At 71.8% G+C, this 23,828-nt stretch carries 19 protein-coding genes and 1 riboswitch; of the genes, 12 read left to right on the top strand and 7 right to left on the bottom strand.

The window, feature by feature from the left end:
• On the bottom strand, window positions 1-558 hold the full coding sequence (locus ACZ6I3_RS34000; protein WP_469419951.1) for a DUF6082 family protein: 558 nt from the start codon (window positions 556-558) through the stop codon (window positions 1-3).
• 321 nt (window positions 559-879) lie between these two features.
• Here ACZ6I3_RS34000 and ACZ6I3_RS33995 point away from each other — a divergent pair, with 321 nt between their 5' ends.
• Complete coding sequence (locus ACZ6I3_RS33995; RefSeq protein ID WP_469419950.1) at window positions 880-1,968, top strand: CobW family GTP-binding protein; 1,089 nt, start codon at window positions 880-882, stop codon at window positions 1,966-1,968.
• Here the strand turns inward: ACZ6I3_RS33995 and ACZ6I3_RS33990 are convergent.
• A complete protein-coding gene (locus tag ACZ6I3_RS33990) occupies window positions 1,965-4,421 on the bottom strand; it encodes a DNA gyrase/topoisomerase IV subunit A (protein ID WP_469419948.1) in 2,457 nt (818 codons plus the stop codon). The two genes, ACZ6I3_RS33995 and ACZ6I3_RS33990, sit on opposite strands and share 4 nt — an antisense overlap.
• A gap of 250 nt (window positions 4,422-4,671) precedes the next feature.
• On the opposite strand from ACZ6I3_RS33990, the gene ACZ6I3_RS33985 reads away from it, so the two are divergent.
• From ACZ6I3_RS33985 to ACZ6I3_RS33970, 4 genes are all read left to right on the top strand, one after another.
• Entirely contained in the window at window positions 4,672-6,054 is a 1,383-nt protein-coding gene (locus ACZ6I3_RS33985; RefSeq protein WP_469419946.1) for a M16 family metallopeptidase, read from the top strand.
• Window positions 6,051-7,439, top strand: coding sequence for a M16 family metallopeptidase (locus tag ACZ6I3_RS33980; protein WP_469419944.1), 1,389 nt, complete (start codon window positions 6,051-6,053; stop codon window positions 7,437-7,439). Before ACZ6I3_RS33985 ends, ACZ6I3_RS33980 begins: the two co-directional genes overlap by 4 nt.
• A gap of 203 nt (window positions 7,440-7,642) precedes the next feature.
• Window positions 7,643-7,807: riboswitch (cyclic di-AMP (ydaO/yuaA leader) on the top strand.
• A 12-nt stretch (window positions 7,808-7,819) separates the two neighbouring features.
• A complete protein-coding gene (locus ACZ6I3_RS33975; protein ID WP_469419942.1) occupies window positions 7,820-8,605 on the top strand; it encodes a M23 family metallopeptidase in 786 nt (261 codons plus the stop codon).
• A gap of 193 nt (window positions 8,606-8,798) precedes the next feature.
• The gene (locus ACZ6I3_RS33970; protein ID WP_382832393.1) at window positions 8,799-9,494 is read left to right on the top strand and encodes a GntR family transcriptional regulator; all 696 of its coding nucleotides are present in this window, start codon (window positions 8,799-8,801) and stop codon (window positions 9,492-9,494) included.
• 147 nt (window positions 9,495-9,641) lie between these two features.
• On the opposite strand, the gene ACZ6I3_RS33965 is transcribed toward ACZ6I3_RS33970, so the two are convergent.
• Window positions 9,642-9,923 carry an HPr family phosphocarrier protein gene (locus ACZ6I3_RS33965; protein WP_003993478.1) on the bottom strand — a complete coding sequence of 94 codons (282 nt, stop codon included), beginning with the start codon at window positions 9,921-9,923 and terminating at the stop codon, window positions 9,642-9,644.
• A gap of 178 nt (window positions 9,924-10,101) precedes the next feature.
• Between ACZ6I3_RS33965 and ACZ6I3_RS33960 the strand changes: the two genes are divergently transcribed.
• Genes ACZ6I3_RS33960 through ACZ6I3_RS33945 form a run of 4 tightly spaced genes read left to right on the top strand, consistent with a single transcriptional unit; the run spans window position 10,102 to window position 15,455 of the window.
• Entirely contained in the window at window positions 10,102-12,924 is a 2,823-nt protein-coding gene (locus tag ACZ6I3_RS33960) for a bifunctional acetate--CoA ligase family protein/GNAT family N-acetyltransferase (protein ID WP_469419940.1), read from the top strand.
• 52 nt (window positions 12,925-12,976) lie between these two features.
• Window positions 12,977-13,564, top strand: coding sequence for a DUF5998 family protein (locus ACZ6I3_RS33955; RefSeq protein WP_184589709.1), 588 nt, complete (start codon window positions 12,977-12,979; stop codon window positions 13,562-13,564).
• On the top strand, window positions 13,564-14,760 hold the full coding sequence (locus ACZ6I3_RS33950; protein WP_469419938.1) for an alkaline phosphatase family protein: 1,197 nt from the start codon (window positions 13,564-13,566) through the stop codon (window positions 14,758-14,760). Before ACZ6I3_RS33955 ends, ACZ6I3_RS33950 begins: the two co-directional genes overlap by 1 nt.
• 44 nt (window positions 14,761-14,804) lie before the next feature.
• Window positions 14,805-15,455 (top strand): thymidine kinase, encoded by a 651-nt coding sequence (locus ACZ6I3_RS33945; protein WP_469419936.1) that lies wholly within the window; start codon window positions 14,805-14,807, stop codon window positions 15,453-15,455.
• A gap of 16 nt (window positions 15,456-15,471) precedes the next feature.
• On the opposite strand, the gene ACZ6I3_RS33940 is transcribed toward ACZ6I3_RS33945, so the two are convergent.
• Window positions 15,472-16,269 (bottom strand): VOC family protein, encoded by a 798-nt coding sequence (locus tag ACZ6I3_RS33940; protein WP_469419935.1) that lies wholly within the window; start codon window positions 16,267-16,269, stop codon window positions 15,472-15,474.
• Between the two features lie 252 nt (window positions 16,270-16,521).
• Here ACZ6I3_RS33940 and ACZ6I3_RS33935 point away from each other — a divergent pair, with 252 nt between their 5' ends.
• Window positions 16,522-17,373 (top strand): sulfurtransferase, encoded by an 852-nt coding sequence (locus tag ACZ6I3_RS33935; protein WP_469419933.1) that lies wholly within the window; start codon window positions 16,522-16,524, stop codon window positions 17,371-17,373.
• Window positions 17,374-17,462: 89 nt separating this feature from the next.
• On the opposite strand, the gene sepH is transcribed toward ACZ6I3_RS33935, so the two are convergent.
• The 3 genes from sepH to ACZ6I3_RS33920 form a co-directional block, all read right to left on the bottom strand.
• Entirely contained in the window at window positions 17,463-18,512 is a 1,050-nt protein-coding gene (sepH, locus tag ACZ6I3_RS33930; protein WP_469419931.1) for a septation protein SepH, read from the bottom strand.
• 479 nt (window positions 18,513-18,991) lie between these two features.
• Window positions 18,992-20,311 carry a D-arabinono-1,4-lactone oxidase gene (locus ACZ6I3_RS33925; protein ID WP_469419929.1) on the bottom strand — a complete coding sequence of 440 codons (1,320 nt, stop codon included), beginning with the start codon at window positions 20,309-20,311 and terminating at the stop codon, window positions 18,992-18,994.
• Window positions 20,271-21,515: an MFS transporter gene (locus ACZ6I3_RS33920; protein WP_469419927.1), complete on the bottom strand. Its 1,245-nt coding sequence runs from the start codon at window positions 21,513-21,515 to the stop codon at window positions 20,271-20,273. The genes ACZ6I3_RS33925 and ACZ6I3_RS33920 overlap by 41 nt, the downstream gene beginning before the upstream one ends.
• A 169-nt stretch (window positions 21,516-21,684) precedes the next feature.
• Between ACZ6I3_RS33920 and ACZ6I3_RS33915 the strand changes: the two genes are divergently transcribed.
• The gene (locus ACZ6I3_RS33915; protein ID WP_469419925.1) at window positions 21,685-22,812 is read left to right on the top strand and encodes a ferrochelatase; all 1,128 of its coding nucleotides are present in this window, start codon (window positions 21,685-21,687) and stop codon (window positions 22,810-22,812) included.
• Window positions 22,813-22,820: 8 nt separating this feature from the next.
• A complete protein-coding gene (locus ACZ6I3_RS33910) occupies window positions 22,821-23,636 on the top strand; it encodes an inositol monophosphatase family protein (protein WP_469419923.1) in 816 nt (271 codons plus the stop codon).
• Window positions 23,637-23,828: the final 192 nt, after the last annotated feature.

Raw genomic sequence — 23,828 nt, 5'->3', positions numbered from 1 at the left:
TCACGGGCCGGTGGGAGGCTCGCCGACCACCCACCACTCATCGGTGTCCGCTTCCTCGAGTTGCGACAGCAGGTCGTCGACGAGTCGGCCGAGTTCCGCCTCCTCGGTACCCGTGAGACTCGCGCGCTGTTGCTGGGTCGCGTACCAGTACTCCCTGACGATCGGGTTCTGGAAGATGCCCCGGACGTGCTTGAAGAACTCATCCCTTCCCATGTTGCCGATGCGGTAGTAGCAGAGCAGGTTGGTGTACAGGGCGTTGGCGAAGAGGTACTGCCGACGCCGCTCAGGGGTGACGGGCCTCTCGAAGATGTCCAGGACCTCGGCGAGTTCGGGGTCGTCGATCGCCTTGCTCAACAGCTCCCAGTGCTGCCGCTGCTGCCTGGCCAGATTGGAGCGCTGCTGTGTACGGGCGTGCCGTTCCAGCTGGTCCAGGCGTTCGTGCAGCGTGTCCATCGCCTGCTTCTGTGCCGCCATGGCGACGAGAGCGCCGGCCACCATGCCGAGGCCGGCCGCGGCAGCGGAGCGCAGTCCCTGTGTCCCAATTTTCCGTGTGGCCATGTCAACCCCCGAGTCAGGCGGCCGTCCGCCGGTCGTCGGGATGCGGGTCGACTGGAGGGGACCGGCGAGCAGTGGGCGGCGCTTGCCGTCTCCCAGAGTGCCGAGCGGCTCTGATCGGCGGGGAGGCGGAGAGGCGGCGCACGGAGGGAAGCGAGGGTCGCACGATCCGGCGCCTTGCCGAACGTCTGCCCCGCAAGTGCTGCTAACAATCGTTCACTTCGGCGCGATTCCTACGGCTCGTATCCTGGTTCGGCATTCATTCTTCGTCCCTGTGCCGAGAACGCGAGCCGGTGCACGCGTCGGCGTGAGAGAGGTCGCACGGTGAGCCAGCCGAGCCCGAGTCCGCGGCAGATCCCGGTCGTGATCCTGGCCGGATTCCTCGGATCCGGAAAGACCACGCTGCTCAACCATCTCCTCCACCGCAGCGGAGGCAGCCGGATCGGCGCGGTCGTCAATGATTTCGGGGCCATCGAGATCGACGCCATGGCCGTCGCGGGCGCGCTCGGCGATTCGACCGTCTCGCTCGGCAACGGATGCCTGTGCTGCGCCGTCGACGCCGGTGAACTGGACCTCTATCTCGAGCGGCTCACGGAGCCGTCCCTCGGCATCGACGTCATCGTCATCGAGGCCAGCGGTCTCGCCGAACCGCAGGAACTCGTGCGGATGGTGCTCGCGAGCGAGGATCCGGAGATCGTGTACGGCGGGCTCGTCGAGGTCGTCGACGCCGCCGAGTTCGACGACACCCGGACCAGGCATCCCGAGATCGACCGGCATCTCGCGCTGGCCGACCTCGTGGTGGTCAACAAGCTCGACCGGACGGCGGACGGCGAGCGCGTCCTCGGGCTGGTCCGGTCCCTCGTCGACCGCGCGGCCGTCGTCCCGGCCACCTACGGACGGATCAACCCCGAGTTCCTCTTCGACTGCCGGCCGAGCGAGGAACGCGTCGGGCAGCTGTCCTTCGACGACCTGCACGAGCCGGGCACCGACGGCCATGCCGGGCATCTGCACAGCGCGTACGACAGCCTGTCGTTCGTCTCCCGGGAGCCCCTCGACCCACGCCGGCTGATGGAGTTCCTCGACAGCCGGCCCGAGGGGCTGTACCGGATCAAGGGGTACGTCGGCTTCGGGCCCCACGACGTCCAAAACCGCTACGCCGTCCACGCCGTCGGACGGTTCCTGCGCTTCTACCCGGAGCCCTGGCCGGCCGGCGACGAGCGCCTCTCCCAGCTGGTCCTCATCGGCTCCGGGATCGACACCGCCGCCCTCGACAAGCAGCTCGACGCGTGCCGGAGCGAGGCCCCACACGCCGACGAGCACGGCATGTGGGGCGTCCTGCGGTACGTACCGGGCACCGAGGAGGATCTCGGAGAGCCTGCCCAGGGCCTCTCCGGACCCCCGGACTTCGCCTAGACCGGCCCCGCCACCACCCACACGGTCTTCGTCAGAGACACGCCCGAGCCGTCCCGCCGCGGGTCGATCTCCGGGAGGTCGACCGGAGTGCCGTTCTTCTGCGCGGCGAGGGCTGGGATGGGGCCCGTCCAGGCCAGGGAGAGGCAGTCCTCACCCTTCAGGAACCGCTGGCAGCGGACGCCGCCCGTGGCGCGGCCCTTGCGCGGGTACTGGTCGAACGGGGTCAGCTTGGCCGTCGTCTGGACGGAGTCGTCCAGGGTGCCGCGCGAGCCCGCGACGGTGAAGACGACGGCGTCCGCCGCCGGATCCACCGCCGTGAAGGAGATGACCTTCGCGCCCTCCATGAGCTTGATGCCCGCCATGCCGCCCGCCGCGCGGCCCTGGGGACGGACCACCGAGGCCTGGAAGCGCAGCAGCTGGGCGTCGTCGGAGATGAAGATCAGATCCTCGTCGCCGGTCCGCAGTTCCACCGCGCCGACGATCCGGTCGCCCTCCTTGAGGGTGATCACCTCGAGCTCTTCCTTGTGGGACGGATAGTCCGGCACCACGCGCTTGACGACGCCCTGTGCGGTGCCGATCGCCAGGCCCGGCGACGACTCGTCGAGGGTCGTCAGGCAGACCACCGTCTCGTCGTCCTCCAGGGAGACGAACTCCGCCAGCGGGGCGCCCCCCGCGAGGTTGGGCGTGGACAGCGACTCCGGGAGCTGGGGCAGGTCGATCACGTTCAGCCGCAGCAGCCGGCCCGTCGAGGTGACCGCGCCCACCTCGCCACGGGCGGTGGCCGACACCGCCGAGACGATCACGTCGTGCTTCACGCGCTCGGCGCCGGCGTCCTTCGCGAACGGCTCGCCGTTCGCCGTACGGGCCAGCAGACCCGTCGAGGACAGCAGCACCCGGCACGGGTCGTCGGCCACTTGGAGCGGCACGCTCGCGACCGGGGTGCCGCCCGCCTCCAGCAGGTCCGTACGCCGGTCGGTGCCGAACTTCTTGGCGACGTTGGCCAGTTCGGAGGAGACCAGCTTGCGCAGCTCGGCGTCCGAGTCGAGGATCCGGGTCAGTTCCTCGATCTCCGCGGTGAGCCGGTCCTTCTCCGCCTCCAGCTCGATGCGGTCGAACTTGGTCAGACGGCGCAGCGGCGTGTCGAGGATGTACTGCGTCTGCACCTCGCTCAGCGAGAACTGCTCCATCAGGCGCTGCTTCGCCTGCGCGGAGTTCTCGCTGGAGCGGATGAGGCGGATGACCTCGTCGATGTCCAGCAGGGCCGTCAGCAGGCCCTCGACCAGGTGCAGCCGGTCGCGCTTCTTGCCGCGGCGGAACTCCGAACGCCGCCGTACGACGGTGAAGCGGTGGTCGAGGTAGACCTCCAGGAGTTCCTTGAGGCCCAGCGTGAGCGGCTGGCCGTCGACCAGGGCCACGTTGTTGATGCCGAAGGACTCCTCCATCGGCGTCAGCTTGTACAGCTGCTCCAGGACCGCCTCCGGCACGAAGCCGTTCTTGATCTCGATGACCAGGCGCAGGCCGTGCTGGCGGTCGGTGAGGTCCTTGACGTCGGCGATGCCCTGGAGCTTCTTCGAACCGACCAGGTCCTTGATCTTGGCGATCACCTTCTCCGGGCCGACCGTGAAGGGCAGCTGGGTGACGACGAGGCCCTTGCGGCGGGCCGTCACGGTCTCCACGGCGACGGTCGCCCGCATCTTGAACGTGCCGCGGCCCGTCTCGTACGCGTCACGGATGCCGGGCAGGCCGACGATGCGGCCGCCGGTGGGCAGGTCGGGGCCCGGGACGTGCTTCATCAGGGCGTCGAGATCCGCGTTCGGGTACCGGATCAGGTGGCGGGCGGCCGCGATGACCTCGCGCAGATTGTGCGGCGGCATGTTCGTGGCCATGCCGACCGCGATGCCCGAGGCGCCGTTGACCAGGAGGTTCGGGAAGGCGGCGGGCAGGGCCACCGGCTCCTGTTCCTGGCCGTCGTAGTTGGGGTTGAAGTCGACGGTGTCCTCGTCGATGGAGTCCGTCATCAGACTCGTCGCCTCGGCCATCCGGCACTCGGTGTACCGCATGGCGGCCGGCGGGTCGTCGTTGCCCAGCGAGCCGAAGTTGCCGTGGCCGTCGACCAGGGGGACGCGCATCGAGAAGGGCTGGGCCATGCGCACGAGGGCGTCGTAGATCGACGCGTCGCCGTGCGGGTGCAGCTTGCCCATCACCTCGCCGACGACGCGGGCGCACTTGACGTACCCGCGCTCGGGGCGCAGGCCCATCTCGCTCATCTGGTAGACGATGCGGCGGTGCACCGGCTTGAGGCCGTCGCGTGCGTCCGGCAGGGCGCGGGAGTAGATGACCGAGTACGCGTACTCGAGGAAGGAGCCCTGCATCTCGTCGACGACGTCGATGTCGAGGATCCTCTCCTCGTACGAGTCGTCGGGCGGCGGGGTCTTCGTGCTGCGGCGGGCCATCGCTGCCGGCTCCTTGCCTCTGCGATCCGGATCTGACGCCGACCATTGTGGACCGCCGCACTGACAACCGGGACCAGGACCCGGTCTCTTACGTCCGCCGCGCCGTCCGGACCGGCACGGCGGGTCACCGTTTCTCGCTCTCCGCGTACGCCGCCGGGAACTTCACCAGCGCTTCGCGCGCTTGCATACAGTGGCAGGACCGGCAGGAATCCGCGGTCTGGACGACCGCACCGCGATCGAAGGGACGTACATGCCCATGGGTCACACGGCCACAGCCCAGGCAGGCTCCGGGGGCCTGACAGCGACCGAGCACCGCCTGGCCAACGGCCTGCGCGTGGTGCTCTCCGAGGACCACTTGACCCCGGTCGCGGCGGTGTGCCTCTGGTACGACGTCGGCTCGCGCCACGAAGTCAAGGGGCGTACCGGCCTGGCTCACCTTTTCGAGCATCTGATGTTCCAGGGTTCCGCCCAGGTGAAGGGCAACGGCCACTTCGAGTTCGTCCAGGGCGCGGGCGGCTCGCTGAACGGCACCACCAGCTTCGAGCGCACCAACTATTTCGAGACCATGCCCGCCCACCAGCTGGAGCTCGCCCTCTGGCTGGAGGCCGACCGCATGGGCTCGCTGCTGTCCGCGCTCGACGACGAGTCGATGGAGAACCAGCGGGACGTCGTCAAGAACGAGCGCCGCCAGCGCTACGACAACGTCCCCTACGGCACCGCCTTCGAGAAGCTGACCGCCCTCGCCTACCCGGAGGGCCACCCCTACCACCACACCCCGATCGGCTCGATGGCCGACCTGGACGCGGCGACCCTGGAGGACGCGCGGGCGTTCTTCCGCACCTACTACGCGCCGAACAACGCCGTGCTCTCCGTGGTCGGCGACATCGACCCGGAGCAGACCCTGGCCTGGATCGAGAAGTACTTCGGCTCCGTCGCGGGACACGACGGCAAGCCCGCGCCGCGTGACGGCACGCTGCCGGAGACCATCGGCGAGCAGCTGCGCGAGGTCGTCGAGGAGGAGGTCCCGGCGCGTGCCCTGATGGCCGCCTACCGGCTGCCGCACGACGGCACGCGCGCGTGCGACGCGGCCGACCTGGCCCTCACCGTCCTCGGCGGCGGCGAGTCCTCCCGGCTCTACAACCGCCTCGTACGGCGCGACCGTACGGCCGTGGCCGCCGGCTTCGGCCTGCTGCGGCTCGCCGGGGCGCCCTCCCTGGGCTGGCTGGACGTGAAGACGTCCGGTGACGTGGAGGTGCCGGTCATCGAGACCGCCATCGACGAGGAGCTCGCCCGGTTCGCCGAGGAGGGCCCCACGGCCGAGGAGATGGAGCGCGCCCAGGCCCAGTTGGAGCGCGAGTGGCTGGACCGGCTCGGCACGGTCTCCGGCCGGGCCGACGAACTGTGCCGGTACGCCGTGCTGTTCGGCGACCCGCAGCTCGCCCTGACCGCCGTACAGCGCGTGCTGGAGGTCACGGCGGAGGAGGTCCAGGAGGTCGCCAAGGCCCGCCTGCGGCCCGACAACCGCGCGGTGCTCGTCTACGAGCCCGTCGCCGACGAGGCCGGCGAGGACGCCGACACCATCGAGGACACCGCAGCCGCGGCCACGAACGAGAACGAGGAGGCGGCCAAGTGACCGAGCTCGCCACAATGGACTTCCACCCCCGGCCCCAGGCGGGCGAGGCCAAGCCCTGGGCCTTCCCGGCCCCCGAGCGCGGCACGCTCGACAACGGCCTCACCGTGCTGCGCTGCCACCGCCCCGGCCAGCAGGTCGTCGCCGTGGAGGTGCTGCTGGACGCCCCGCTGGACGCCGAGCCGGCCGGCCTCGACGGTGTGGCCACGATCATGGCGCGGGCCTTCTCCGAGGGCACCGACAAGCACTCCGCCGAGGAGTTCGCCGCCGAGCTGGAGCGCGCCGGCGCCACCCTCGACGCGCACGCCGACCACCCGGGCGTCCGGCTGAGCCTGGAGGTCCCGGCCTCCCGGCTCGCCAAGGGCCTCGGCCTGATCGCCGACGCCCTCCGGGCACCCGCGTTCGCCGACAGCGAGGTCGAGCGGCTGGTCGCCAACCGCCTGGACGAGATCCCGCACGAGCTGGCCAACCCCGCCCGCCGTGCCGCCAAGGAGCTCTCCAAGGAGCTGTTCCCGGTGGGCTCGCGCATGTCGCGGCCCCGGCAGGGCACCGAGGAGACGGTCGCCGCGATCGACTCCGCGGCCGTACGCGGCTACTACGAGAAGCACGTCCGCCCGGCGACCGCCACCGCCGTGGTCGTCGGCGACCTCACCGGCATCGACCTCGACGCGCTGCTCGGCGACACGCTGGGCGCCTGGACCGGCTCCTCGGCCGAGCCGCGGCCGGTGCCGCCGGTGACCGCCGACGACTCGGGCCGGGTCGTCATCGTGGACCGCCCGGGCGCCGTCCAGACGCAGCTGCTGATCGGCCGGATCGGCTCGGACCGGCACGACCGCGTCTGGCCCGCCCAGGTGCTCGGCACGTACTGCCTCGGCGGCACCCTCACCTCCCGCCTGGACCGCGTCCTGCGGGAGGAGAAGGGCTACACCTACGGCGTGCGGGCGTTCGCCCAGGTCCTCAGGTCCGCCCCGGACGGGACCGGTGCCGCGATGCTCGCCATCAGCGGCTCCGTGGACACCCCCAACACGGGCCCTGCCCTCGAGGACCTCTGGACGGTGCTGCGCACCCTCGCCGCCGAGGGGCTGACCGACGCCGAGCGGGACGTCGCCGTGCAGAACCTGGTCGGCGTGGCGCCGCTCAAGTACGAGACGGCGGCGGCCGTCGCGAGCACGCTGGCGGACCAGGTCGAGCAGCACCTGCCCGACGACTACCAGGCCGCGCTGTACCGGCAGCTCGCCGCGACCGGCACCGTGGAGGCCACCGCGGCGGCCGTCAGCGCCTTCCCGGTGGACCGTCTGGTGACCGTCCTCGTCGGCGACGCGGCGCAGATCAAGGGCCCCGTGGAGGCCCTCGGCATCGGCGAAGTCGTCGTGGTCGCCGCCGAGTAGCGGGAGGCGAGCGCCACGCGCGCGGAGGGGCCCTGGTTGTCTTCTAAGGCACCAGGGCTCCTTTATGCCCGAATTGGGGCGGGAGTTTCCCGTCTGCCCTGTGGGATGCGCTACAAAAACCGGGATCCGTTTGGGAATTGAAAGTGGCGCCGCTTAGCGTCGTCCGGGCTGTTCGTCAGGCAGTGCGCCGCACCCGCGGCACCGGACAGTCATCGCCGAGTCCCCGTACGGCGCGAGCCAGGGGAGCCGGGGACCCACCGTAGTCCCTGGGGTGAATCGGACGCCCGCGCGAGTCGCGAGGGGGTCCGTAGGAGACCTTCCTGCTCCGAACCCGTCAGCTAACCCGGTAGGCGAGAGGGAAGGAAAGGAACAGCCACCACATGGCGTTCACGCGCGCCACCGGGAAGCACCGTCGTCCCAGCAGGATCCAGCGCCGCACGGCCCACGTCGCGGGTGTCGCGGCCCTCGCCACCACCGGCGTCGTCGGCACGGTGGCCGCCCCGGCCTTCGCCGCGGAGCCCGCTGCCGAGCAGACGGGCCTCACCCCGGTCGTCACCATGGGCGACACCGTGGCCCAGAAGATCGACGCCCAGGCCGTCGCCCAGAAGCAGGCGGCCGAAGAGGCCGTCGCCAAGAAGAAGGCCGAGGAGGCCGCCCGCGAGCGCGCCGCCGAGGCGGCCAAGGAGGCCAAGGAGCGCGCCGAGAAGGCCCGCGAGGCCAAGGAGCGTGCCGCCCGCGAGGCCGAGCGCAAGCGCCTCAACACCTTCGTGTCCCCGATCTCCGGCTCGTACGTCTCCACCGGCTACAAGAGCGGCGGCGCCGTCTGGTCCTCCGGCAGCCACACCGGGGTCGACTTCCACGCCTCCAGCGGCACGGCCGTCCACTCGGTCGGCATGGGTGAGGTCGTCGAGGCCGGCTGGGGCGGTTCGTACGGCAACCAGGTCGTGATCAAGATGAACGACGGGACGTACACCCAGTACGGCCACCTGTCGTCCAGCAGCGTCTCGGTGGGCCAGAAGGTCACCCCCGGCCAGCAGATCGGCCTCTCCGGCGCGACCGGCAACGTCACCGGCCCGCACCTGCACTTCGAGGCCCGCACCGGCCCCGACTACGGCTCCGACATCGACCCCGTCGCCTACCTCCGCTCGCACGGCGTGAACGTCTGAAACACCGAACGGCGACTGTCCTTCCCGAAAGCCCCGGCTCCCCGAGCCGGGGCTTTCGGCGTTCGCGACGGCCGACTGTCCAAAAAATATCCCTGATTTCCTGCCTGCCGTCGGAAATTCCGGCTCATTGCAATAGAGTCACGGAACACACGTCACCAGTCGACGTTTCACGGGGATTAAGGGGAGGTCGGTCATGCGTATTCCCGCGCACTCGGTGTGCACGGCCATCCGGGACGACATCGTCGCGGGAGTCTACGAGCGCGGCGGCCGGCTCACCGAGGAACTCCTCGCGCGCCGCTACGGCGTCTCGCGCGTCCCCGTCCGGGAGGCCCTGCGCACCCTGGAGGCCGAGGGCTTCGTGGTCACCCGGCGGCACGCGGGCGCGTGCGTCGCCGAACCCACCGAGCAGGAGGCCGCCGACCTGCTGGAGATGCGCATGCTGCTGGAGCCGCTGGGCGCCGCCCGGGCCGCCCAGCGCCGCACCGAAGCCCATCTGAAGGTCCTGCGCGGCCTGGTCCGGCTCGGCCAGGAGCGCGCCCGCCGGGGCAACAGCGACGACCTGCGCTCGCTGGGCGGCTGGTTCCACGAGACGCTCGCCCAGGCCTCCGGCAGCCCCGCGCTGACCTCGATGCTCACCCAGCTCCGGCACAAGATCGCCTGGATGTACGCCGTGGAGGCACCGGCCGGACCCGTGGAGTCCTGGGCCGAGCACGGCGCGATCGTGGACGCGGTGGCGCGCGGCGACAGCGAGCGCGCGCGGGCGGTCACGGCGCTGCACACCGAGCGCGCGACGGCCGCGCACCGGCTGCGTTTCGGCTCCGCCGGGGAGCGCGCCGAGCGTGTGAGGAACTCGCAACATGCCGTAAACACGGCAAGCCTGCGGCATTAACACGGGAGCCGTATACAAAGGGTGGGTAATTCGCGGGGGATTATTTCTGCTGCCCGCCGACAGGAAATGCACGGGAAAGGCGAAGAGCTCGCCCGATGAATTCGGACGAGCTCTTCAGGGTGCGCCGGGTCAGGCGCGGGGAAATACTCAGACGGTCTCGGGAAGCTCCTCGAGCCCCTCGGAGACCAGCTTGGCCAGCCGGTCCAGAGCGGCGTCCGCGCCCTCGGCGTCGGAGGCGAGGACGATCTCCTCGCCGCCCTGGGCGCCCAGGCCGAGGACGGCCAGCATGGAGGCCGCGTTGACGGGGTTGCCGTCTGCCTTGGCGATCGTCACCGGGACGCCTGCGGCCGTGGCGGCTCGGACGAAGATGGAAGCGGGGCGGGCGTGGAGGCCCTCGGCCCAGCCGACGTTGACGCGGCGCTCAGCCATGTGTTGCTGCCCTTCGGTGTTCAGGGTTGTCTAGACCAGTTTCCCACAGCGTGAAGTTGTGCCGGAGCGGTCCTGGTGACCGCCCCGGGGTGCCGTCGGATCGCGGCCTCGATCCGACTGACGCCCTCCACAGACTGCCTCGCGTCCGCTGTCGGACGCTAGCCGTACTCTGGGGCCCATGCAGACCTCGCCGGACCGGCACGAGTATCCCGCCCACTGGGAAGCCGACGTGGTGCTGCGCGACGGGGGTACCGCGCGCATCCGGCCCATCACCGTTGATGACGCCGATCGTCTGGTCAGCTTCTACGAGCAGGTCTCCGACGAGTCGAAGTACTACCGCTTCTTCGCGCCGTACCCTCGCCTGTCCGCCAAGGACGTCCACCGCTTCACGCACCACGACTTTGTGGACCGGGTGGGACTCGCGGCCACGGTCGGCGGCGAGTTCATCGCCACCGTACGCTACGACCGGATCGGCGCGGACGGAACGCCCGCGTCGGCACCGGCCGACGAGGCCGAGGTCGCCTTCCTCGTCCAGGACGCCCACCAGGGCCGCGGCGTCGCCTCCGCCCTGCTGGAGCACATCGGCGCCGTCGCCCGGGAGCGCGGCATCCGCCGCTTCGCCGCCGAGGTGCTGCCCGCCAACAACAAGATGATCAAGGTGTTCACTGACGCCGGGTACACCCAGAAGCGCAGCTTCGAGGACGGCGTGGTCCGTCTGGAGTTCGACCTCGAACCCACCGACCGCTCCCTCGCCGTGCAGTACGCGCGCGAACACCGCGCCGAGGCCCGGTCCGTGCAGCGGCTGCTCGCGCCCGGCTCGGTCGCCGTCATCGGCGCCGGGCGCACGCCGGGCGGCGTGGGCCGCAGCGTCCTCGACAACATCCGCGACGCCGGCTTCACCGGCCGTCTGTACGCCGTGAACAAGGCCCTCCCCGAGGAGCAGAAGGAGCTCGACGGGGTGCCCGCCCACCGCTCGGTGCGCGACATCGACGGCCCGGTCGACCTCGCGGTCGTCGCCGTACCGGCCGAGTACGTCCCCGAGGTCGTCACCGAGTGCGGCGAGCACGGCGTGCAGGGGCTCGTCGTGGTCTCCGCCGGGTACGCCGAGAGCGGCCTGGAGGGGCGCGAGAGCCAGCGCGCCCTCGTGCGGCACGCGCGCACGTACGGCATGCGGATCATCGGGCCGAACGCCTTCGGCATCATCAACACCTCCCCGCGGGTACGGCTCAACGCCTCCCTCGCCCCCGAGACGCCCCGCCCGGGCCGGATCGGCCTGTTCGCCCAGTCCGGCGCCATCGGCATCGCCCTGCTGTCCCGGCTGCACCGCCGCGGCGGCGGCGTCACGGGCGTGACGGGCGTCTCCACCTTCGTCTCCTCCGGCAACCGGGCCGACGTCTCCGGCAACGACGTACTCCAGTACTGGTACGAGGACCCCGACACCGATGTCGTCCTCATGTATCTGGAGTCCATCGGCAACCCCCGCAAGTTCACCCGCCTCGCCCGCCGGACGGCCGCGGCGAAACCGCTGGTCGTGGTCCAGGGCGCGCGGCACGGAGCCGCTCCCCAGGGGCATGCCGTCCGGGCGACCCGGCTGCCGCACGAGACCGTCTCGGCCCTGCTGCGGCAGGCCGGCGTCATCCGCGTCGACACCATCACCGACCTGGTCGACGCGGGCCTGCTCCTCGCCCGCCAGCCCTTGCCGGCCGGGCCCCGGGTGGCGATCCTCGGCAACTCCGAGTCGCTCGGCCTGCTCACGTACGACGCGTGCCTCGCCGAGGGGCTCCGGCCACACCCCCCGCAGGACCTGACCACGGCCGCCTCCGCGGCGGACTTCCACGCGGCACTCTCGCGCGCACTGGCCGACGACCGGTGTGACGCGGTCGTCGTCACTGCTATACCGGCGGTGGGGGAGGTCTCGGTCGCGGACGCGGCCCTCGCCGAGGCCCTGCGCTCGGCAGCGGCCGCCACCCCGGCCAAGCCCGTCCTGGTCGTGCACGTGGAGCTCGGCGGCCTGGCCGAGGCCCTGTCGGCGGCGGCGAGCACGGCACCACAAGCAGAGTCGGGCATTCCCCCGCAAACCGCCGCTCGTTCGTCGTCCACCGAGGAACGGCCCCCCGCTGTCGAGCCCCCCGACGGCGCCCACCTCATCCCCGCCTACCCCGCCGCCGAGCGCGCCGTCCGCGCACTCGCCCAGGCCGTCACCTACGCGCAGTGGCGGCGCGACGCCGCCGACCCCGGCAAGGTGCCCGAGTACGAGGACATCGACGAGAGGGGCGCCGCCGCGCTGATCGACGGGCTGCTCGCGCGCGGGCAGGGACTCACGCTCGGCACGGAAGAGACCTGCGACCTGCTCGGCCACTACGGCATCCACGTCCACCGCGCCCTGCCCGCCCCGACTCCCGACGCCGCCGCAGAGGCCGCCCGCACCCTCGGCTACCCCGTGGCCCTCAAGGCCACCGCCCCGCACCTGCGCCACCGCGCCGACCTGGGCGGCGTCCGCCTCGACCTCGCGGACGAGGAACAACTGCGCCGCTCGTACACCGAGTTGACCGAGCTGTTCGGCGCACCGGACGAGCTGCGCCCCGTGGTGCAGCGGATGGCGCCGCGTGGCGTGGACGTCGTCGTACGGGCCGTCATCGACCCCGCGGCCGGAGCCGTGCTCTCCTTCGGGCTCGCCGGCGCCGCCTCACAGCTGCTCGGCGACACGGCACACCGGCTGATCCCGGTCACCGACCGGGAGGCGGGCTCACTGGTGCGGTCGATCCGCACGGCACCCCTGCTGTTCGGCTGGCGCGGCTCCGCACCGGCCGACACCCGCGCCCTGGAGGAGCTGCTGCTGCGGGTGTCCCGGCTGGTGGACGACCACCCCGAGGTCGTCGCGGTCACCCTGGAACCGGTCGTCGTCGCCTCGCACGGCCTGAGCGTCCTGGGCGCCTCCGTCCGCCTGGCGACCCCGCCCGCCCGCGACGACCTCGGCCCGCGGACCCTCCCCGCGTACTGACAGGGGGGCGAGCTGTGCCTCGCAGTCAGTGGGCCCCCGTAGGATGGGCGTCATGGCCAAGACCAGTACGACGACCCAGGGGCTGCGGGCGGCGATCGAGCGCAGCGGCTACTACCCGGCCCTCGTGGCCGAGGCGGTGGAGGCCGCCGTGGGCGGCGAGCCCATGCGGTCGTACCTGGTCCACCAGGAAACGACGTTCGACCAGAACGAGGTGCGGCGGCACGTGACGGTGCTCGTCCTCACCGACAACCGCTTCATCGTCAGCCACACCGACGAGCAGGCCGCCGACAGCACCTCCCCGACGCCGTACGCCACGACGTCGACGGAGTCCGTGAAGATCGGCCGCATCTCGTCGATCGTGGTCAGCCGGGTCGTCGCCAACCCGGAGTCCTACAAGCCCGGCACCCTGCCCCGCGAGGTCGTCCTCACCATCGGCTGGGGCGCCGTCTCCCGCATCGACCTGGAGCCCGCCGCCTGCGGCGACCCCAACTGCGAGGCGGACCACGGCTACACCGGCAACTCGACGGCGGACGACCTCAGCCTGCGCGTCAGCGAGGCCGGGGACGGACCGGAGACCGTGCGCCAGGCACTCGCCTTCGCGCAGGCCCTCTCCGAGGCGACCGCGGACACCACCCGCTGATGGCACAGCCCGACACGGCCTGGGACCACCACCCCGAACCGCTCGCCGTAGCCTCCGCACCGGTCCCCGAGTACGGCAGCGGCTCCCTCGCCGACCTGCTGCCCACCCTGGCCGCCGGCCTCGGCGTGCCGGGGATGAACGCCACGATCTCCGAGCTGACCCCCGCCGACCGGAACTGCGTGTTCCTGATCGACGGCCTCGGCTGGGAGCAGCTCAGGGCGCACCCCGAGGACGCCCCGTTCATGACGTCCCTGCTCGCCACCTCGCGCGGCGGCACCGGGCGCCCCCTCACCGCCGGCTACCCGGCGACCACCGCGACCTCCCTCGCCTCCGTCGGCACCGGCCTGCCGCCCGGCGCGCACGGCCTGCCCGGCTACACCGTGCGCAACCCCGACACCGGCGAGCTGATGAACCAGCTGCGCTGGCAGCCGTGGGCACCGCCCGGCCCCTGGCAGCCGTACCCGACGGTGTTCCAGCTGGCGCACGAGGCGGGTGTGCACGCCGCGCAGGTGTCGTCCCCGACCTTCGAGAACACCCCGTTGACCAAGGTCGCGCTCAGCGGCGGAAGATTCCTCGGGCGGCTGCCCGGCGAGGACCGCGTCGACCTGGCGGCCGAACAACTGGCCGCGGGCGACCGCTCCCTGGTGTACACGTACTTCGCCGAGGTCGACGGCGCCGGCCACCGCTACGGCGTCGACTCCGACACCTGGCGCGGCCAGCTCATGTACGCCGACCGCCTGGTCCAGCGCCTCGCCGAGCAACTGCCGCCCCGCAGCGCCCTCTACGTCACCGCCGACCACGGCATGATCGACGTGCCCTTCGACGAAGAGCACCGCATCGACTTCGACGAGGACTGGGAGCTGAGCGCCGGAGTCGCCCTGCTCGGCGGCGAGGGCCGCGCCCGGCACGTCTACGCGGTACCCGGTGCCGCCAACGACGTCCTGACCTGCTGGCGCGAGGTGCTCGGCGAGCAGTTCTGGGTCGCCTCACGCGACGAGGCCATCGCGGCGGGCTGGTTCGGCCCGCGGATCGACGAGCGGGTGTACGGCCGCATCGGCGACGTGGTCGCCGCAGCCCGGGACGATGTCCTGATCATCGCCTCCCAGCGGGAGCCGAACGAGTCGGCGATGGTCGGCAACCACGGTTCGATGACCCCTGCCGAGCAGCTGGTCCCCCTGCTCGAAGTACGCTCCTGACGTCCCGCTCCATCCCCGCTTCACCGAAAGGTGCTCACCTTCCCATGCCCGAGCTGGTGTTCTTCTCCGGAACGATGGACTGTGGGAAGTCGACGCTGGCTCTCCAGATCGAGCACAACCGCTCCGCGCGCGGCCTGGCGGGCATGATCTTCTCGCGCGACGACCGCGCCGGCGAGGGCAAGCTGTCCTCACGCCTCGGCCTCGTCACGGACGCGGTGGAGGTCGGGGACGGGCAGGACCTCTACGCCTACCTCGTGGATCATCTCTCGCAGGGCGGCCGCGCGGACTACGTGATCGCCGACGAGGCGCAGTTCCTCGTGCCGGAGCAGATCGACCAACTCGCGCGCGTGGTCGACGACCTGGGCCTCGACGTCTACGCCTTCGGTATCACGACGGACTTCCGCTCCAAGCTGTTCCCCGGCTCCCAGCGGCTGGTCGAACTGGCCGACCGGGTCGAGGTGCTCCAGGTCGAGGCCCTGTGCTGGTGCGGCGCCCGCGCCACGCACAACGCCCGCACCATAGGCGGCGCCATGGTCGTCGAGGGCGCCCAGGTGGTCGTCGGCGACGTCACCCACTCCGCCGACGAGGTCGGGTACGAGGTCCTGTGCCGCCGCCACCACCGTCGCAGGATGACCGCGGCGACGGCCCGCGCGGCGGCCCTGTCACCGGACGTGCTGCCGATGCCGTCCGCCTGACCGCCCTGGCGGTACGTCAGCGCTGCAGCACGGCGAACCGCGCCCCCTCCGGATCCGCCACGGTCGCCACCCGGCCGTGTGCGGTGTCGTGGGCCGGCCTGAGGACGTTCCCACCCAGGTGGACGAGATGGTCCAGCGTGTCGTCGACGTCGGCGACCTGGAAGTACGTCACCCAGTGCGGGCCCCGGTCGCGCGGCAGGGCCTGCCCCAGACCGTGGATGCCGGCGACGGGCTCGCCGCCGCGGAGCAGGGTCACGTAGTCGAAGTCGGCGGAGACCACCGGCTCCTCCTCGTAGCCGAACACCGTCTGGTAGAACTTGGCGACGCGCGCCGACTCGAAGGTCAGCAGCTCGTTCCAGGCGGGCGTCCCGGGGACGCCGGAGACGGCCGTGCCGAGGTGCTCGGCGGCCTGCCAGATACCGAAGACCGCGCCCGAGGGGTCGGAGCCGATCGCGAGCCGGCCGGCGTCGGAAGCGTCGAGCGGCCCGACGCCGATCGTGCCGCCGCAACTGCGCGCCGTCTCGGCCGTCAAGTCCGCGTTCCGGGAGGCGAAGTAGGGCGTCCAGGCGATGGGCAGCTGGCGGTCGGGCGGCAGCCGGCCGAGGCCCGCGACCTCGCGCCCGTCCAGCAGCGCACGCACATACGGGCCGAGTTGCTGGGGGCCGGGCCGGAACTCCCAGCCGAACAGCGCCCCGTAGAACTCCTCGGTCGCGGCCAGCCCGTGCACCATCAGGCTCACCCAGCAGGGCGTGCCGGGTGCGTGCCGAGCGGGCGTTTCGCCGTTCGGGCCGGCGGACCCCCGTGCGTCGGTCATTGTCACTCTCTTCTCGGCCTCGCGGTGGCCGTGCTCTCCGCAGCCCTCGTGGGGCTCGCCCTGTGGGGCGACCCGTGTCCGGGAGAATGCCCGATGTGCCGGGCGCTGTCCCGTGCGGCGCGCTTGTCGGCAGGTGTCGTTCAGCTGTACAGCATGTGCTCGTTCCCGTACGCCACGTGATCGTCCCGGTCCGGCCGAGCAGAGTAGCCGGACACGGGCGGCTCGGCCACCCCCGTGCGCGAGGATGGGGCCATGAACGCCATCATTTCCGCATCCGACCTCGCGAACGACCTGACGGGTGCCAACCCGCCGGTCCTGCTCGATGTCCGCTGGCAGCTCACCGCGGCCAAGGCAGCGGGTGAGCCGCCGTACGACGGCCGGGCCGACTACGAGAGGGCGCACCTGCCCGGGGCCGTCTTCGTCGACCTGGACCGGGAGTTGGCCTCCGCGCCGGGCGAGGGCGGCCGGCATCCACTGCCCGGTCTCGCGCACTTCGGCGCCGCGATGCGCAGGGCGGGCGTGTCGTCCGGAACGCCGGTGGTCGTCTACGACGGCGGCCAGGGCTGGGCGGCCGCCCGGGCGTGGTGGATGCTGCGCTGGACGGGTCACCCGGACGTGCGGGTCCTCGACGGCGGGTTGCCGACCTGGGAGGGGCCGTTGGAGAAGTCCGTGCCCGCGCCGGCGGAGGGCGACTTCGTGCCCGAGCCAGGGGCGGTGGGGCGGCTCGACGCCGACGCCGCCGCGGAGTTGGCGCGGTCCGGGGTGCTGCTGGACGCGCGAGCGGGGGAGCGGTACCGGGGCGAGGTGGAGCCGATCGATCCGGTGGCCGGGCACATTCCGGGCGCGGTGTCGGCGCCCACCACCGAGAACGTGGGGGCGGACGGGCGCTACCGCTCAGCGCGGGAGCTTCGGGAGCGCTTCAAGGGGCTCGGGGTGTCCGAAGGTTCGCGGGTCGGCGTGTATTGCGGGTCGGGGGTGTCAGCGGCCCATGAGGTCCTGGCCCTGGCGGTCGCGGGCATTCCGGCGGAGCTGTACGTGGGGTCGTGGTCGGAGTGGTCCTCGGACCCGGACCGGCCGGTCGCGGTGGGGCCGGACCCCCAGTAGCCCGGAGTGCGCAGAGGGCCGCGCCCGGAAGGCGCGGCCCTCATGTCCGTACGGCCGGCGTCAACGCCGTGTGACCCGGCTGCTCCTGACTACTCCTGCTTCTTGCGTCTCGTCCCGAACACGATCTCGTCCCAGCTCGGGACGGCGGCTCTGCGCCCCGGACGGACACCGTCGGCCTCGGCCTGGCGGTCGGTGGAACCGATGAGCCGGTCGCGGTGGGCGCCCACGGAGCGCGGCATGAGGACGTCCGCGTAGGCGGAACCGGCCGAGGCGGCGGGGGCCGGGGGCTCCTCCTCCTCGGGTTCGACGACGAGGGGCTCCTCCTCGTCGGGCTCCGGCGCCGGGCGCTCCGGCACCACCAGGTCGCCACGGAAGCTCGGCACCGCCTCCAGCAGGCTGGTCAGGGAGTCCCGCTCGCCCGTGGCGGCCGTGCTCTCCTCGAGCGGTTCGGACGCCTGCGCGGGCAGGGCGGGCCGCTCACGGTCGGCGGGCCGGTCCAGCGGCCGGTCGCGCGGCAGCCGGGCGATCCGCGGGACGAACGGGAAGCTGGGCTCGGGCGCGGCCAGGTCGTCGGTCTCGCCGATGAGCATGCGCGCCTCGTCGTCGACGGCCTGGACGAGCCGCCGGGGCGGGTCGTAGGTCCAGCTCGCCGAGTGCGGTTCGCCGACGACGCGGTAGACCAGCAGGACTTCCCACGTGCCGTCGTCGCGACGCCACGAGTCCCACTGGACGGTGTCCTTGTCGACGCCGCGCACCATCAGCCGTTCCTGCACGGCCTCGCCCAGCGGCGGACCGGAGTTCTCGCCGGGGCGGCGGACCGGGGTCTTGCGGGCCCGCTCGGCCATGAACGCACGCTCGGCGAGCACCGGGCCCTCGAAGCGGCGCACCCGGTCGACGGGGATGCCTGCCATTTGCGCGACCTCTTCCGCGGTCGCGCCGGCTCGTATACGCGCCTGGATGTCGCGGGGGCGGAGGTGGCTCTCCACCTCGATCTCGATCTGGCCGAGGCGGGGACGGTCGCCGCGCACGGCGGCACGGAGACGTTCGTCGATCGGAAGCGTGTACTCCGTGCTGTCCGCAGCCTTCAGCACCAGCCGTGTGCCGTCATTCGAGACGGCCACGACACGCAGTTCGGGCATGGGGACCTCCCGGGTGGTGCCTGCCGACGTCACGTGCGTCGCTGCTTCCGCTAGTCGAGTGTGGCCTGCCCGGGTGCAGCCTGCCACAACCTTGCCGAGTTGCCCGGCGTGTCGGGCACGGGCCCTGGATCGCCGTTATGGCACGGTTACCTATTCGCAACGCTAAGTGACGAACTCTGTCACCCTGTGCAACTAGCCCCCTCCCGGCGGTCCTTAAAGGCCCCGTACACCCTGGTGGGAGACCGGACCCAGGGCTCGCCACAGTACTCCATTTGGGCCACGTGCGTGGATTGGCGCGCCGCCCAACTTCTGGCAAGAGGGGGGACTTGGCCGCCCCATGCCCCCAATTCGTGATCTTGAACGTGGGGAAGTTCACGTAATCACCAGAAACGGAACTATCGGTTTCGGTCCGCCGTCCCCTTCTTGTGCAGTTGAACGGGGGAGTGAGGACCCCGGGAGCACAACCCCCAGCGCGTCGCCTACGCCCCCAGAACCCGCCGCAAGTAGTCGTTCTGGAACCGCCGATCAGGGTCGAGGCGATCCCGCAGTTCCGTGAACTCGCCGAAGCGCGGATACACCCGGGAGAAGTACTCGGCGTCCCTGGTGTGGACCTTGCCCCAGTGCGGACGGCCCTCGTGGGCGGTGAAGATGCGCTCGGCCGCGGTGAAGTACCGCTGGTAGGGCGTGCCCTGGAACATGTGGACGGCGATGTACGCGGTGTCGCGGCCGGAGGCGGTGGACAGGGTGATGTCGTCGGCGGGAGCGGTACGCACCTCGACGGGGTAGCTGATCCTTAGGCCGGACCGGTCGACCATCGTCCTCAGCTCGCGCAGCGCCTCCACGACGGACGCGCGCGGAAGGGCGTACTCCATCTCTACGAAGCGCACCCGGCGCGGGGACGTGAAGACCTTGTAAGGGGTGTCCGTGTAAGTCCGCGTGGACCATGCCTTGGTGGAGATCCGGGCGATCGCGGGGATCGTGGCGGGCACCGCGCGGCCGACCCAGTTGGCTACCTGCCACGCGCCGTTGGAGACGAACTCGTCCTCGAACCAGCTCTTGAGCTGCGGCACGGGCTTCTCCGGGCCCGCGCTGCGGTTGTTGCGCTTGGTGTTGGTGCTGCTGGTGTGCGGGAACCAGTAGAACTCGAAGTGCTCGTTCTCGGCCCAGAGTTCTTCGAAGTCGGCGAGCACCCTGTCGAACGACATCGGCTCCTCGCGGGCCGTGAGCAGGAAGATCGGCTCGACGGCGAACGTGATCGCGGTGACGATGCCCAGCGCGCCGAGGCCGAGGCGGGCCGCGGCGAAGATCTCCGGGTTCTCCTTCTCGGAGCAGCTGAGCACCGAGCCGTCGGCCGTGACCAGTTCCAAGCCCCGGATCTGGGCGGCGATCGAGGCCGAGTCGCGGCCGGTGCCATGCGTGCCGGTGCTGGTGGCGCCGGAGACGGTCTGCACCATGATGTCGCCCATGTTCGTGAGCGACAGGCCCTCCCGGGCGAGGGCCAGGTTGAGCCTCTTGAGCGGGGTGCCGGCCTCCACCGTGACCGTCATGGCGTCGCGATCAATGCCGCGTATGCCGGTCAACAGTTGAGGGCGGATCAATACACCGTCCGTCGCGGCTATGGACGTGAAGGAGTGCCCGGTGCCGACGGCCTTCACCCTGAGGCCGTCCTCGGCGGCCTGCCGCACGGCGGCGGCCAGCTCGTCGACGGAGGCCGGGGTCACCTGCCGCGCGGGACGCGCGGAGACATTGCCGCCCCAGTTACGCCACGTGCCGTTCTTTCCGTTCGCTGTGCTGCTCAACGGAGCCTCCCCGACCCGGAGCCGGCCGCTTGAGCCGGCGGAATCCCAGGAAACCCACCGCGACCGCGACGGCCCCGGCCACCGCCGGAACCCCGTACCCGGCACGCGCCCCGGCCGCGTCGATCACCCAGCCGGCCGCGGAGGAGCCGAGTGCGACCCCCACCGCGAGCCCGGTGCTCACCCAGGTCATGCCCTCGGTGAGCTGCGCACGTGGTACGTGCTCTTCGATGAGGGACATCGTCGTGATCATCGTCGGAGCGATGGACAGTCCCGCAACGAACAGCGCCACGGCCAGAAACGGCAAGTTTCCGACCAGTAGGAGGGGGATCATACTCACGGCCATGGCGCACACGCCCAGCAACCACCGACGTTCCGGCGCCCCGGCGAAGTGCAGAAGCCCGAAGACCATGCCCGCCACACAGGACCCCGCCGCGTACAGCGCGAGGACGATGCTGGCCGCGGCCTTGTGCCCCTCCTCGTCGGCGAAGGCCACGGTGACCACGTCGACCGCCCCGAAGATCGCCCCGGTCGCCACGAAGGTGGCCACCAGCACCTGAAGGCCCGGCGCGCGGATCGCCGAACCACCACCGCCGCCGTGCCGCTCGCGCGGGTGCGGCTCGGGCTCGGTGGCGCGCTGCGCGGTCAGCCAGAAGACGCCGGCCGCCAGGAAGCAGGCGGCGAGCAGCGGACCGGCCTCCGGGAACCAGGCCGTGGACAGGCCGATGGAGATGATCGGCCCGAAGACGAAGCACACCTCGTCCACCACGGACTCGAAGGAGTACGCGGTGTGCAGCCGCGGCGTGCCCCGGTACAGCGCCGCCCAGCGGGCCCGGATCATCGCGCCGACGCTCGGTACGCAGCCGATGCCCACACACGCCACGAACAGCACCCAGTCCGGCCACCCGTAGTGCGCGGCGAGCAGCAGCACGGCCGCGCCCGTCAGCGACAGCAGCGTCGCCGGGCGCAGCACCCGCCGTTGCCCGTACTGGTCGACCAGCCGCGAGACCTGCGGCCCCGCCATCGCCGCGGCCAGCGCGATGGTCGCCGACAGGGCACCGGCCAGGCCGTACCGCCCGGTGAGCTGGGAGACCATCGTGACCACGCCGATGCCCATCATCGACAGCGGCATCCGGCCGAGGAAGCCCGCAGCGGAGAAACCCTTGGAGCCTGGGGCTGCGAACAGGGCGCGGTAGGGGCTGGGCAACGGGGTCTCCGAAGGGCTCAGTAAGCTGCGAACGCAGTCGACACAGCTTACGTCCCGGAGCACCCCGTGGCACCCGTTCGGCCCAGCCCGGACCGGCCCCGACCCGGCTGCCGCGCAGGTGTCACCCCGCCGTTTCCCGGGTGTCAGTGCAGGGTGGCAGGATCGACCCATGCCAGACGCGCGCGATGTCACCCCCTACGACGCCCTGCTGCTGCTCTCCTTCGGCGGCCCGGAAGGCCCGGACGACGTGGTCCCGTTCCTGGAGAACGTGACGCGCGGGCGCGGCATCCCCAGGGAACGTCTCAAGGAAGTCGGGCAGCACTACTTCCTGTTCGGCGGGGTCAGCCCCATCAACGACCAGAACCGCGCCCTGCTGGACGTCCTGCGCAAGGACTTCGCCGACCACGGTCTCGACCTGCCGGTCTACTGGGGCAACCGCAACTGGGCGCCGTATCTGACGGACACGCTGCGCGAGATGGTCCGCGACGGCCGCCGCCGTGTCCTGGTCCTCGCCACCAGCGCCTACGCCTCGTACTCGGGCTGCCGCCAGTACCGCGAGAACCTCGCCGACGCGCTCGCGGCCCTGGAGAGCGAGGGCCTGGAGCCGCCCCGGGTCGACAAGCTGCGGCACTACTTCAACCACCCGGGCTTCCTGGAACCCATGATCGACGGGGTGCTCCGGTCCCTCGCCGAGCTCGACGAGGACGTCCGGGACGGGGCGCACCTCGCCTTCTCGACCCACTCGATCCCGACGGCCTCCGCCGACAGTTCGGGGCCCACAGAGGACCACGGCGACGGTGGCGCCTACGTCCGCCAGCACCTGGACGTGGCGAAGCTCATCGCGGACGCCGTCCGCGAGCGCACCGGCGTCGACCACCCCTGGCAGCTCGTCTACCAGTCCCGCTCCGGCGCCCCGCACATCCCGTGGCTGGAGCCCGACATCTGCGACCACCTGGAGGAGCGGCACGCGGCCGGAGCCCCGGCCGTGGTGATCGCGCCCATCGGGTTCGTCTCCGACCACATGGAGGTCCTCTACGACCTCGACACGGAGGCCAAGGCGAAGGCCGAGGAGCTGGGGCTGCCGATGCGCCGCTCGGCCACCGTCGGCGCCGACCCGAGGTTCGCCGCAGCGATCCGCGAACTCGTCGTGGAGCGGGCCGCCGTCGAGCGCGGGCAGGAGGTCACCCCGTGCGCCCTGGGCGCCCTCGGGGCGAGCCACGACCTCTGCCCGGTCGGCTGCTGCCCGGCCCGCGCCCCCCGGCCCGCCGCGGCGGGCGCCGACAGCACCTACGCGTGAGGAGCCCCGTGACCGACCCCCTGCACACGGACCTGCTCGAACTCGCCCAGGAGGCCGCCCGCCGCGCGGGCGCGCTGCTGCGGGACGGGCGGCCGGCCGACCTGGCGGTCGCCGCGACCAAGTCCAGCCCCATCGACGTCGTCACGGAGATGGACATCGCGGCCGAGAAGCTGATCACCGGCCTGATCGCCGAGCGCCGCCCGGACGACGGCGTCCTCGGCGAGGAGGGCGCCTCCAGCGACGGCACGAGCGGCATCCGCTGGGTGATCGACCCGCTCGACGGCACGGTCAACTACCTGTACGGGCTCCCCACCTGGGCCGTCTCCATCGCCGCCGAGCAGGACGGCGAGACCGTCGTCGGAGTCGTCACCGCCCCGATGCGGGGTGAGACGTTCCACGCCGTGCTCGGCGGCGGCGCCTGGGCCACGGGCGCCTGGGACGGTGAGCGCCGGCTGGCCGTCCGTCCCGCGCCGCCCCTGGACCAGGCGCTGGTCTCCACGGGCTTCAACTACGTCGCCGAGGTCCGTGCCCACCAAGCCGAGGTCGCCCGGCGCCTGATCCCGCTGCTGCGCGACATCCGGCGTGGCGGCTCGGCCGCGGTCGACCTGTGCGACCTGGCCGCGGGACGCCTGGACGGCTACTACGAGCGCGGACTGCACGCCTGGGACCTGGCGGCGGGCGACCTGATCGCCCGGGAGGCGGGCGCCCTGACCGGTGGACGCCCCGGCGAGCGCCCGTCCGGCGATCTGGCGGTCGCGGGGACCCCAGGTGTCTTCGAACCCCTCCAGCGCCTCCTGGAGGACTTCGGCGCCTGGCACGACTGAGGACGGCGGACCGGCGTACGACGTCCGACGCCGTGCCGAACACCGGGTGAACGATCCCGTACGACGACGAAGCGGGGGGGGGGGGGGGGGGGGGGGGGGGACAGGTCATGCGGGCTTATCCAACGATTGCTGCGGCGAACCCCCCACCAGGGGTGGTGGAGGGGGGGGGCAAGGGGGTAGGGTCTCACCTGT

The organism is Streptomyces sp. NPDC041940, assembly GCF_055589465.1.
The sequence above is the reverse complement of the archived record's forward strand: the minus strand, read 5'-3'. Positions and strand labels throughout refer to the sequence as shown.